This is a genomic window from Anaplasma phagocytophilum, from assembly GCF_023476575.1.
GTDB lineage: Bacteria > Pseudomonadota > Alphaproteobacteria > Rickettsiales > Anaplasmataceae > Anaplasma > Anaplasma phagocytophilum_A.
Genome location: NZ_JAHLEX010000027.1, coordinates 1 through 12,475, shown reverse-complemented (window position 1 = coordinate 12,475; position 12,475 = coordinate 1). Strand labels below are relative to the sequence as shown.

The 12,475-nt window shown below is 42.7% G+C and carries 9 protein-coding genes; 5 read left to right on the top strand and 4 right to left on the bottom strand.

Annotated elements, in window-relative coordinates; genetic code table 11:
• The first annotated feature begins 448 nt into the window (after positions 1–448).
• Entirely contained in the window at positions 449–3,709 is a 3,261-nt protein-coding gene (carB, locus tag KPX09_RS02300) for a carbamoyl-phosphate synthase large subunit (RefSeq protein ID WP_249548776.1), read from the top strand.
• A 41-nt stretch (positions 3,710–3,750) separates the two neighbouring features.
• Here the strand turns inward: carB and asp14 are convergent, their stop codons facing one another.
• Positions 3,751–4,125 (bottom strand): invasin Asp14, encoded by a 375-nt coding sequence (gene asp14, locus KPX09_RS02295; protein ID WP_249548775.1) that lies wholly within the window; start codon positions 4,123–4,125, stop codon positions 3,751–3,753.
• Between the two features lie 368 nt (positions 4,126–4,493).
• The gene (gene fumC, locus KPX09_RS02290; protein ID WP_249548774.1) at positions 4,494–5,882 is read right to left on the bottom strand and encodes a class II fumarate hydratase; all 1,389 of its coding nucleotides are present in this window, start codon (positions 5,880–5,882) and stop codon (positions 4,494–4,496) included.
• Positions 5,883–6,029: 147 nt separating this feature from the next.
• Here fumC and KPX09_RS02285 point away from each other — a divergent pair, with 147 nt between their 5' ends.
• Positions 6,030–6,680 (top strand): phosphopantothenoylcysteine decarboxylase, encoded by a 651-nt coding sequence (locus KPX09_RS02285; RefSeq protein ID WP_249548773.1) that lies wholly within the window; start codon positions 6,030–6,032, stop codon positions 6,678–6,680.
• Between the two features lie 27 nt (positions 6,681–6,707).
• Entirely contained in the window at positions 6,708–8,051 is a 1,344-nt protein-coding gene (locus KPX09_RS02280; protein WP_249548772.1) for a dihydroorotase, read from the top strand.
• 400 nt (positions 8,052–8,451) lie between these two features.
• On the opposite strand, the gene lipB is transcribed toward KPX09_RS02280, so the two are convergent.
• Together lipB and KPX09_RS02270 are read right to left on the bottom strand one after the other, a co-directional pair.
• Positions 8,452–9,072 carry a lipoyl(octanoyl) transferase LipB gene (lipB, locus tag KPX09_RS02275; protein WP_346017231.1) on the bottom strand — a complete coding sequence of 207 codons (621 nt, stop codon included), beginning with the start codon at positions 9,070–9,072 and terminating at the stop codon, positions 8,452–8,454.
• A gap of 82 nt (positions 9,073–9,154) precedes the next feature.
• Positions 9,155–9,853: a RadC family protein gene (locus KPX09_RS02270; protein ID WP_249548771.1), complete on the bottom strand. Its 699-nt coding sequence runs from the start codon at positions 9,851–9,853 to the stop codon at positions 9,155–9,157.
• Between the two features lie 247 nt (positions 9,854–10,100).
• Here KPX09_RS02270 and KPX09_RS02265 point away from each other — a divergent pair, with 247 nt between their 5' ends.
• Entirely contained in the window at positions 10,101–10,385 is a 285-nt protein-coding gene (locus KPX09_RS02265; RefSeq protein ID WP_011450381.1) for a co-chaperone GroES, read from the top strand.
• A 52-nt stretch (positions 10,386–10,437) separates the two neighbouring features.
• A complete protein-coding gene (gene groL, locus KPX09_RS02260) occupies positions 10,438–12,090 on the top strand; it encodes a chaperonin GroEL (protein WP_248887097.1) in 1,653 nt (550 codons plus the stop codon).
• Positions 12,091–12,475: the final 385 nt, after the last annotated feature.

Sequence of the window (12,475 nt, the reverse complement as noted above, 5' to 3'; positions counted from 1 at the left end):
ATAGTGCGTTACATGCGGCAGGATGGGTGAGAAGAGTGCTATGGTGGTTTGTAGTACGATCTGCAGAGTGCTTAGAGACGACTTGTGGTTTCGCATACAATTATTTTACCAACAAGTCCTTTACAAATAGGCTCCCAAGCGCATAGGCATTGTAAAGTATCCACATTATAGGAGCGGGCCCGACCGTTAGTTATAGGACAGGCATATAAGTTTAATTACTTTCGAACCCAAGGATGTAAAATACTCCGGAAAGAAGGTTATCGCACTATTTTGGTCAATCTCAAACCTACCACTCTTATGGCTGCCTCACACTTGAATGATTGCCCATAAGTCCTTTATCGTAAGTTTAGACAGCCGTTACATTTTAGAATTAAACCATACGACACTTTTGCTTTTTGCTCACATTAGTAGTAACATGCTCGGAATTTATTAAAAATATAGAACATAGATGCCAAAGCGCACAGGTATTGAAAGTATCCTCATTATAGGAGCAGGCCCGATAGTTATAGGACAGGCATGCGAGTTTGATTACTCTGGAACCCAAGCATGTAAAGTACTACGGGAAGAGGGCTATCGCACTATTCTGGTCAATTCTAACCCTGCTACTATTATGACTGACCCAGATTTGGCTGATTCTACATACATCGAGCCCATAACCGCAAACTTCATAGAACAGATTATCATTAAAGAAAAACCCGACGCGCTATTGGCAACGGTAGGTGGGCAAACTGTATTAAATGTCGCATTGGAACTCTTCGATAAGGGAGTATTATCTGAGCACAATGTAGAGATGATCGGAACAAACCACACGGCCATAAGAAAAGCAGAAGATCGAGGTTTATTCAGAGAAGCCGTACGCAAGGTAGGAGCTAAGTGCCCTAAAAGTGTTATAATTCGACAAGGTGAACCTATAACACCAGCTTTGGAATATATAGGGCTCCCCGCTATTATAAGACCTTCTTTCACCTTAGGAGGCATAGGAGGCGGCATAGCTACTACAGAATCAGAATTCTATGCAGCGGTGAAGCGTGGTTTTGTGATGTCTCCAACTTCCGAAGTGCAAGTTGACGAGTCAATCATAGGTTGGAAAGAGTTTGAGATGGAGGTCATGCGGGATTGCAGAGATAATTGCATTGTTGTGTGCTCCATAGAAAACATAGATCCTATGGGCGTGCATACGGGTGATAGTATTACTGTAGCACCTGCTTTAACATTACGTGATGAAGAATATCAAAAAATGCGCAATATCTCCTTTGATATTCTCAGAGAAATAGGAGTAGAAACAGGGGGCTCGAACGTGCAATTCGCTGTTAATCCGCAACGCGACGGCGAGATTGTTGTTATAGAAATGAATCCTAGAGTGTCCAGATCCTCTGCCCTTGCTTCAAAAGCCACGGGTTTTCCTATCGCTAAAATAGCCGCAAAATTAGCTGTGGGATACACACTAGATGAAATTGTGAATGATTGCGCTATCTCGATTCCGGCGTCATTTGAACCCGTAATGGACTATGTGGTAGTGAAGATTCCGAGATTTGACTTTGCGAAGTTCAGAGTTCCTGACCAAGCACTATCGACATCTATGAAATCCGTAGGTGAAGTTATGGCCGTCGGAAGATCATTACCTGAAGCACTACAAAAGGCACTATGCTCTCTAGAAGTTGGATATACGGGGCTAAATGAGGTCTTTGACGAAAATACATGTATAGAACACGTATATAAGGAACTTGCCAATCCTTCTCCTGGCAGAATTTTGATGATTGCAGATGCAATACGTATGAGAGTAAGTAGCCAGAAAATAAATGAGATTACGTGCTATGATCCTTGGTTTATACAACAAATATCGCGCATTGTAACTTGTGAAAGTGACATAAAGCAAAATGGCTTACCCACTACCAAGGAAGGCTTGTTATATCTCAAGAAAATGGGCTTTTCTGATGCAAGGTTGGCTGAGCTTGGTAATGTCAGTGTGGATTATGTGGAGGATTTAAGACAAAAACTATCGGTCAACCCTGTATATAAGCGTATTGACACGTGCGCTGGTGAGTTTCGTACAAACACCGCGTATATGTATGGGTGCTATGAAGGGGACTCCATAAACACCCCTGAGTGCGAATCACATGTTACTAACAAAGAGAAGGTGATAATCCTTGGCAGTGGCCCTAACCGCGTAGGCCAGGGTATAGAGTTCGATTACACGTGCGTACATGCTGCGTTTACAGTCAAACAGCTAGGCTTGGAAGCAATAATGATAAATTGCAACCCAGAAACCGTATCTACCGACTACGACATATCAGATCGGCTATACTTTTCACCTGTATCTAGGGAATGCGTATTGGACATAATTCGTAATGAATCTCAAGGCGCTGCTTCGGTTAAGGTGATAGTGCAGCTCGGGGGACAGACTCCTTTGAAGTTGGCAAAGATACTTAAAGAAAAAACAGTACATGTAATCGGGACAGATTTTGAATCTATCGATCTTGCAGAAGATAGAATGAAATTTAAGGGGTTATTACAGTCTTTGGGACTCAAACAACCTAGAAGCATCACCTGCGTTACAGCAGACGAAGTATTACGCAAAGTTGAAGAGGTGGGATATCCGGTATTGCTCAGACCTTCCTATGTGATCGGAGGGCAATTTATGTCTGTTGTGCGCGATCGCAGCGCACTATCGTCTTATTTGCACATTAACAAGAATGTGTTCGATACCGGCTGTTTATTGATTGATGAATTCCTGAATGATGCGGCAGAAGTGGATGTAGATGCCATATGCGATGGTAACAATGTCTATATAGCTGGAATTATGGAACATGTTGAAGAAGCTGGTATTCATTCTGGAGATTCGGCATGCTCCTTACCTCACTACACTCTGGGCAAGGAGATAGTAGACTTGATAGCAGAGTGCACTAAAAAAGTTGCTCTTGCACTCAACGTCAGAGGTCTTTTAAACATACAGTACGCAATAAAAGACAAGGAACTCTATATACTTGAGGTCAACCCCAGGGCAAGTAGAACCGTTCCATTTGTTGCCAAAGCTTCAGGTGTTCCTGTAGCAAAAATTGCGACTTCGGTTATGTTGGGAAATAAGCTGTCCATAGATCAAGAAATAAACGAAATGCCTTACACAGCAGTTAAGGAGGCTGTTTTCTCCTTCTCTAGATTTGCAAGCGCAGACCCACTGCTGGGCCCTGAAATGAAGTCAACCGGTGAAGTCATGGGCATCGATGAAACCTTTGGCATGGCATTTTTGAAATCCCAAGCTGCCGCGGGTTATGAACTACCAACCTCGGGTAAAGTCTTCATATCAGTAAAGAACAGCGATAAACCAGCAGCTGCAGTACTGGCGAAGAAGCTTATAGAGTTGGGCTTCGAAGTCCTATCCACTAAGGGCACCAACAATTATTTCAATGCACTCAATATACCTTCAACACACGTAAATAAGGTACGTGAGGGCAGCACACACATAGTAGATATGCTAAATAACAACGAGATCTCACTCGTGATCAACACATCTGAGGGCATAAAAACAATATCCGACAGCGCGGACATAAGAAGGACCGCCATGATGAAAAAAATACCCCATAGCACGACGCTGGCTGCAGCAAAAGCCACGCTGATATCTCTAGAAGAGTTAGCGGCTGGTAGAACTCCAAAAGTGATACCGGTTCGAGAATACCATGAGAGGAATAGGCACAGGCGCAAGGCAGAGTAACAACATGGAATCCACCATAACGCCTCTCCTACACAAACAAATTAGTTTTCTTTAGGAGTATTAGTGCCGTAAACAGCCCTTTCGAGCTTGAGAATCCTTCTTTTAATAGCCCTAAGATCATCTTTGAACTCTTCTCGAATGCTATCCATCAACTGCTGAACTTGTTCGTCAGACAACTTTGCACCACTACCCTCACCGGACTCTATCTGTCCGACAGTTCCAGTATCGTCTTGCTGCATACTAGACGCAAGAACCTTTTCCTGCATCTTCATTATGGAAGCAACAACATCGTCAAACCTACCTTCTCCGAAGACTTCCTTGACACTTCCTATACACTGCTTAATAATCTCCTTGTATTCGTCACTTCCTGACATATACACCACCGAAATGCTCTTCCAAGGAGCTAATGGTATCATGTCGCAATATCTGTGTCAATACAAACTCGCCTTCGCACGGTAGCAAGCACACAATAGAGTGTCTTAAAACCTTAATTACCATACTTAATCAGAGGGATCACCGCTTATTTTCCTCGTCCCCACAAAGAAATAAAAGTATATATTTGTACTTCACTTATCATGCACAATCATTCATGAATTATCCCTCTTTAAAATACGGTATCACCGTTCTATTCCTATAGAAAGACAATTATTTTTGGAGAAATCCATTTTTTTAAACAGAATTCAAGAACCAGGGTGCCTACAGCCATGCCATCTATAAACACCCACGAGAAGGAAAAGTACAACTATCTACTCTGAGATTGGTACACAAACTAAAGTCCCAATTATCAGTTTGGTGTGACCATTTTGACAGGATCCACAATTCTGTCAAACTCTTCAGCATCAACAAGCTTCAGGGTAACAGCGGCTTCTTTTAAGGTAACACGATTCTCAAATGCAAACTTAGCTACTTTTGCAGCATTATCATAACCGATATGACGATTCAGCGCGGTAACCAACATAAGCGATGCCCCTAGCAAAGTTTCTATACGTTCTACATCTGGCTTTATCCCAACTATACATTTTTGTGCAAAACTCAGTGATGCGTCAGATAAAAGCCGAATAGACTGCAACACATTGTATGCTATTACAGGTTTGAATACATTGAGCTCAAAATGACCATTTGATCCACCGACAGAAACTGCAACATGGTTACCCATAACCTGAGCACATACCATAGTCATCGCTTCACACTGAGTAGGATTAACTTTGCCAGGCATAATCGAAGATCCAGGCTCATTAGCTGGAAGAATAATCTCACCTATACCGCATCTAGGCCCTGAAGCCAGCATCCTTATGTCATTAGCTATTTTCATACAGCTGACTGCTAAAGTATTCAGAGTACCACTAAACTCAACTAGGGCATCATGTGTAGCCAAAGCCTCAAACTTGTTCTCTGCTGTCACAAACGGACATCCAGTGATATCTGCAACTTCTGCAGCAAAACTCTCAGCAAAACCCTTCTTCGCATTTAGACCGGTACCCACAGCTGTACCCCCTTGTGCAAGCTGGTAAAGACCACTCATGGATGACCTAATACGTTCTATACTCTGTTTAACTTGGTATTCATACCCTGAGAACTCCTGACTTAAAAATAATGGAGTGGCATCTTGTAAGTGAGTACGCCCTACTTTCACTATGCCAGAAAACTCCTCTACCTTCGCTTTGAGGGCTTCTTGCAATATACATAAATTAGGTAGTAAGTTCTTTGTCACTTCCAAAACTACCGCGATGTGCATCGCAGTGGGAAATACATCATTTGAAGATTGCGAACAGTTTACGTGATCATTAGGATGCACAGGCGACTTACTTCCTATCTCACCACCAAGCATTTCTATTGCCCTATTGGCAATCACCTCATTGGCATTCATGTTAGTCTGAGTTCCGGAGCCAGTTTGCCACACTACTAGGGGAAACTCCCCGTCTAATCTGCCCTCTGCAACCTCTTGAGCCGCTGCACATATTGCTTTTCCCACAGACTCATCAATGCTTCCATTAGCCATGTTGACGCGCGCTGCAGCGAGCTTAACTATGCCCAATGCCCTGATCAACGGTAAAGGCATCTTCTCCTCACCTATTTTAAAATTCACAAGCGAACGCTGAGTTTGAGCACCCCAGTAATGCTCACCTGTCACCTCAACACTGCCCATACTATCATGTTCTACCCTAACACTCATAGCACCACCCAAAATACATAGCGCAGAAATTCTACAGCCGCTTTTAGAGCGCGTCCATCATTAGGAAATTTTTAAATTGTAGAGAGTTTTTGCAAGACTGCATGTGCAGGGCTATATTTAGCGCAGTTTTTAATAGAGATTATCTGCATGGCTAGCGTACTCATAACAGCTGGTTCTACTAGGGAGTATATCGACCCAGTTCGATACATAAGCAGCGGTTCTTCTGGAAAACAAGGTTATGCTCTGGCAGAGTGCATGGGGAAGATAGGCTGGGATGTAAAGTTAGTATCTTGCCCGGTAGCCCTTGCACCTAGGCAAGACCTATATCAGATGTACCATGTAAATACCTCAGCAGATATGCTCAATACCTGCTTATCGCTGTTACCCGTAGATGTAGCCATTCTCACCGCTGCTATTACGGATTGGGTACCTTATCGTTCCAAACACAAGTTGAAAAAGCATGCTGTGGATCGAATAGACATGCTACACAGTCCGGACATAGTAAAATGCATCAGCATAAATAAAAATAGACCGAAACTCGTCATAGGGTTTTGCCTGGAATCAGAAAACTTAATCGAATCCGCAAAAAATAAATTGGCTTATAAGGGATGCGACTGGATAATTGCCAATCACTATTATGTGAATGGGCACGAACCCGTAGTGCATAGTAACTACAATCAAGTGTCTATAGTCACTAGAGATTCCGTAAGACCCTTTCAGATGATGACGAAGGTAGAAGTAGCTAAGCTATTAACGGAAGAAATAATTGACTATCTCAATAGGTTAGATATACCCTAACTGTGTGTTGTATACTGCGTGATTGTTGTGGTTAGTGAAAGACAGACTTGGTCTCTCTTACAGGGTGGTCAGTGTAATGAGTATACGGTTGCATACATAAATGCACGAATCATTGACCCAGCATCCGGCACTGACTATAGGGGTTATCTTCTGACTAAAGGTAAGGAAATTTTGGACTTTGGTTCGGGTTTTTTCGATCAAAACAGTACGGCTTTTAAGGCTAACGAGGTTGTGGATTGTGAGGGACATATCTTGATGCCAGGCATTATTGATCTGCATGTGCACCTAAGAGAACCAGGAGGAGAACACAAAGAAACCGTAGATACTGGTAGCAAGGCAGCTGCAGCCGGTGGCATTACCACAGTTGTATGCCAACCAAATACTACCCCTCGCCTAGAGAATGTATTGATCGCAAAGTATCTTAAAATGAGGGCCTTGGAGAGCTCTTGTGTAAACATAGAATTCTACGGAGCAATTACTAAATCCGATGGTGAGCTGTGCGACATGGCATCGCTCAAGAATGCAGGTGCACTTGGCTTTACAGACGATGGGTTACCCGTCATGAACGCACTGTACATGAAACGGGCCTTCGAGTACTCCAAGGATTTGGGTGTTGTCGTGGCGCAACATGCAGAAGACTGCAATCTCTCCGATGGAGGGTGTATCAATGAAGGTCTTGTGTCACGGGAACTAGGCTTAAAGGGTATACCAGATATATCTGAGAGCATAATGGTCAGTAGAGATATACAGTTGTTACGTGAAGTGCCTGGTGCACATTATCATGTGTTGCATATCTCAACAAAAAAGGCTTTAGATGCTGTGCGAGCTGCAAAACGTGAAGGACTGCACGTCACGTGTGAAGTTACTCCGCACCATTTCCTGCTCAATGAAAATGCAGTTTTAGAACATGGCACAATGGCAAAAATGAATCCTCCTCTGCGAACAGAAGAGGACCGCCTGAGTATGATTTCTGGCTTAGAAGACGGCACGATAGACTGCATAGCTACTGATCATGCTCCTCACGCTGCTCAGGAGAAAACGCGTCCTATATCGTGCTGTGCATTTGGTATAGTGGGGCTAGAAACTCTGCTACCTCTATCACTGGAACTGTACCACAATGCAGGTATAAGCCTCATGGACGTCCTCTCCAAACTCACAAGCAAACCGGCAGAGATATTAAGGCTACCCCGAGGTAGAATAGCCAAGGGGCTAGTAGCAGATTTGGTGATATTTGATTTAGAGTATGTGTGGACTATAGACACAGCAAAATTCTCCAGCAAATCGAAAAACTCTCCTTTTCAAGGAAGAAAAGTGAAGGGCAAAGTGCTCCGCACTGTAGTTTCAGGCAAGACAGTATATAAAGCCGAATAAAAGAGTGTTATACCCGTGTTAAGGCAACCTACTTAGTGCATTGCTGAGAATGCGTGGAAAAAAGAGAAAAGTGCAGGATAGCCGTATTGTAGTATCAAGGAAGACGGTATGCAAAGCCAGATGAAAGCGTTTTTCACTGCTGCCAAGGCATCCTACACTAGATTTTGGGCAAATACTTAATGTCTTCTACAGGCCCTGCTCCATGCGTTAAGTGCCCTCCTAAGTCTAAAGACAAACATCCCCAACACAGTCTCTCCAGACTTCAATAACGCCATTTACATATTTATTAGCTAAATGGCCACATGACCCCTGAACAGAGCATCAAACCCTCTATCTCTCTCGTGCATCGCAATAAACACAAGAGTATACAACACATACAGAACCGTTGATTGATGTGACTTTATGAAAAAACTCTGTAGAACTCCTTTTTGAGAACCGAGTCAAATTGTTCAAACGTCACCTCTTTGCCCAAAGCCCTCAAAGATGTAACCCCTGAACCTAAAATGCCGCAGGGAACAATTCCGGAGTAATGTGTAAGGTCTGTACTTATGTTTATGGCAACACCATGGTAAGTCACCCACCGACGCAACCTTATACCAAACGCAGCAATTTTTTCACTATGTATGCCGTTTTGTACCCATACACCAATATTTTCACTACTGAAATAGCTATCAACAGCAAACTCCGCGAGAGTATTAACTATCCATGCACCTAAGTCTCTCACATATGCACGAACATCGCACTTATCCCGGCACTTGAGGTCAAGCATAACATAAACTACCCTTTGCCCTGGACCGTGGTAGGAGTATTTTCCACCACGAGTAGTTTTTATAACCGGAAAAAGATTATCTATCAGAAGATCACTAGAATTAGCACTCGTACCAGCAGTGTACACAGGTGGATGCTCCAGCAACCATATCATTTCTTTAGCGGAACCCTGTACTATTTTATCTACTCTCGAAACCATTGCATTAACTGCAACTTCGTACTCCACTAACTCACTGGAAATTTGCCACTCGATATCCACGAATAATCTGCATGTACAACGTAGGAACACGCATACTACTTTGAAAGATATGCCCCGTCAAGGCCTCTATTATGGCTTATAATAACCCATTAGTATTAAAACTATAGTGACGTTTCGAAGTTACAATAACATGATCAACTAATTCTATATTCATGCTATTGCATGCAATACGCAGCTTATTTGTAACATAGACATCAGCTTTCGAGGGTCTCGGATCACCACTGGGATGATTATGTGATATCACGATATATACGGCTCCACACAGCAATGCCCTCCTTATTACCTCTCTAATATATAGCGGAGTTTCGTCTACTGTACCCGTGCTTTGTACCTCATCTGTTATCAGGCCGTATCGCTTATTGAGGTAGAGTACAAGAAAGTTTTCTATGGTGGAGTTGCCTATTTTTACTCTCAGATAATCAAGCAACTTGGGCCACTTATCTAATATAACACAGCTTGTTATATTACCCCTCATAACCCTGATCAGCGCTTCTCTAACACATACAAGCATTGCTACTGAGGCATCCCCCATGTCCTTGACTTTTCTAATTTCATTAATATCAGCATACAACACCTGTGATAGGTTCCCGAATCTCTCCAGCAATCGCTTAGCAACCGGCTTTAAGTCTACTCTACCACGTGTTGAACATAGGAGGAGCTCTAATATTTCATAGTCGAACACTCCATCACCATTCCCATTAAGAATTTTCTGACGCAGCCGTTCACGATGACCTAGCTGCTGTCTTTTACGCTCAGCATCTCTACTTTCGAGCATAGTAGTGCTACATGTTGTGACAATTGATAAGTATGTAAATTTCCGGAAAATAAACTAACTTTTTCTCTAATGTAACATGATACTTGCTTTCTTAATCACGCTTAGAAGGCATATATCTTTTTTTAATTTCAAAGATAAAACTAAAAAATGAGCTCATAGCACTTGAAATTCGATTTCGTGACGCTTATATACCGCTAAAGTAACTGTGACGTAATTGATGAGTTACAGGCGTTTTGGAGGGTAGTTTATGAATCTAGCTATGTTGCATGATAATGTGTTAGTAGAAGCCTTGGAGGATAGTAATCCCAATTCTCCAATACAGCTTCCTGACTCAGCAAAAAAGAAGCCTACAAAGGGCAAAGTTGTTTCTGTAGGACCTGGTGCATCAAACAGCGATGGTAAGGTTACACCTATGTCTGTTAAGGTAGGTGATTGTGTCTACTACCGTCAGTGGGCTGGTAATGAAATAGAGTTCGACGGTAAGAAGTTCATAGTGATGAAGGAGAGTGACATAATAGCTAAGGAAGCATAGTCTTATGCCCGAGTTGTTTGTTCTATTGGTCTAAAGTTTAGGAGGTTCAAAAATGTCAAATACGGTAGTCACGGGTGAGGTGTTAGATAAGTCTATTAGGGAAGTAGTGCGCATCCTCGAAGATGCAGTTGGTTGTACTGCTGGTCCTAAAGGCCTCACTGTAGCGATTAGTAAGCCTTATGGGTCGCCAGAGATCACAAAGGATGGCTACAAGGTAATGAAGAGTATAAAGCCTGAAGAACCACTGGCTGCCGCTATAGCGAGCATAATTACTCAGAGTGCTTCTCAGTGTAATGATAAGGTGGGAGATGGAACTACTACATGCTCCATACTGACAGCTAAGGTGATCGAGGAAGTCTCAAAAGCAAAAGCTGCGGGATCCGATATTGTTAGCATAAAGAATGGTATTCTTAAGGCTAAAGAAGCAGTTCTAACAGCGTTGATGTCTATGAGACGTGAAGTGGAAGAAGATGAAATCGCACAGGTTGCAACGTTGTCTGCAAATGGAGACAAGAACATAGGAAGCAAGATTGCACAGTGTGTTAAAGAAGTTGGTAAAGACGGTGTTATAACTGTTGAAGAAAGCAAAGGCTTCAAGGATCTAGAAGTTGAAAAGACTGACGGTATGCAGTTTGATCGCGGATATCTTTCGCCTTACTTTGTTACAAATGCTGAAAAGATGCTTGTGGAATTTGAAAATCCATACATATTCCTCACTGAAAAGAAGATTAATCTTGTACAAAGCATTCTACCAATATTAGAAAACGTTGCGAGAGCTGGAAGACCATTGCTCATTATAGCTGAAGACGTGGAAGGTGAAGCTCTGAGTACACTTGTACTTAATAAGCTCCGTGGTGGGCTTCAAGTTGCTGCTGTGAAGGCACCTGGTTTCGGTGATAGAAGAAAGGACATGCTAGGCGATATTGCTGTAATAGTAGGCGCTAAGTATGTAGTAAATGATGAGCTTGCTGTTAAGATGGAAGATATCGCTCTAAGCGATTTGGGTACTGCTAAGAGCGTTCGCATTACAAAAGACGCAACTACTATTATCGGTAGTGTTGATAGCAGTTCCGAAAGCATAGCTAGCAGGACTAATCAAATCAAAGCTCAAATAGAAAATTCTAGTTCTGATTATGACAAGGAAAAGCTTAGAGAACGTTTGGCTAAGCTTTCCGGTGGTGTTGCTGTGCTCAAGGTTGGTGGATCCAGCGAAGTTGAGGTTAAGGAGCGTAAAGACAGAGTAGAAGACGCATTGCATGCTACTAGGGCTGCTGTTGAAGAAGGTGTAGTACCTGGTGGTGGGGCTGCATTGCTATATGCGCTTTCGTCTTTGGATGGTCTAAAAGGCAAGAATGATGACGAACAATGGGGTATAGACATTATACGTCGTGCTGCATGTGCTCCGATCAAGAGGATTATCAAAAATTCTGGTTCTGAAGAAGCGCCATGTGTCATTCAACACTTGTTGAAGCAAAACGATAAGGAGCTTATCTACAATGTAGATACTATGAACTACGCAAATGCTTTTACTTCTGGGGTTATGGATCCTCTCAAGGTGGTGCGTATTGCGTTTGATCTAGCTGTATCGCTTGCTGCAGTGTTTATGACTTTGAATGCAGTAGTTGTGGATGTTCCTAGTAAGAACGACGCTGCTGGTGCTGGTGCTGGTGGTATGGGCGGCATGGGTGGTATGGGCGGATTCTAATGTTAGGAATCATCTCTTATACTGCTTGATGCAAGCATGTCTTATTGATGGAACTTGGAGGGCGTCGCAATTTATTTGCTGCGACGCCTTTTAGGTTGTGTGTTTTTGTAAAGTAAAATTTTCTGGATTTAATCTTCTTTTCCATGCACTGTTTTGCTGTAATGGCTGCATTTCTTATGCTCGAGCCCGTATATTTCTGTGGTATCCTAAGAACTTATGCATACCAATCCTCGACTACTTCGCCAGGCGTTGCGATTGGTTATTACGATTCCTTTCAGGTAGAGTGCTTCCTTATGTAAAGTAGGCTAGCTACTGATCTATAGCGTTATTTAATCCTCTTGCCATCTATGTTTTCGCACGGTTGCTGCATTTCTTATGCTCGTTT

Bases quoted from the DNA above. Each gene is read 5' to 3' on its own strand.
- carB (WP_249548776.1), top strand. From the start codon at position 449: ATGCCAAAGCGCACAGGTATTGAAAGTATCCTCATTATAGGAGCAGGC.
- asp14 (WP_249548775.1), bottom strand. From the start codon at position 4,125: ATGATACCATTAGCTCCTTGGAAGAGCATTTCGGTGGTGTATATGTCA.
- fumC (WP_249548774.1), bottom strand. From the start codon at position 5,882: ATGAGTGTTAGGGTAGAACATGATAGTATGGGCAGTGTTGAGGTGACA.
- KPX09_RS02285 (WP_249548773.1), top strand. From the start codon at position 6,030: ATGGCTAGCGTACTCATAACAGCTGGTTCTACTAGGGAGTATATCGAC.
- KPX09_RS02270 (WP_249548771.1), bottom strand. From the start codon at position 9,853: ATGCTCGAAAGTAGAGATGCTGAGCGTAAAAGACAGCAGCTAGGTCAT.
- KPX09_RS02265 (WP_011450381.1), top strand. From the start codon at position 10,101: ATGAATCTAGCTATGTTGCATGATAATGTGTTAGTAGAAGCCTTGGAG.
- groL (WP_248887097.1), top strand. From the start codon at position 10,438: ATGTCAAATACGGTAGTCACGGGTGAGGTGTTAGATAAGTCTATTAGG.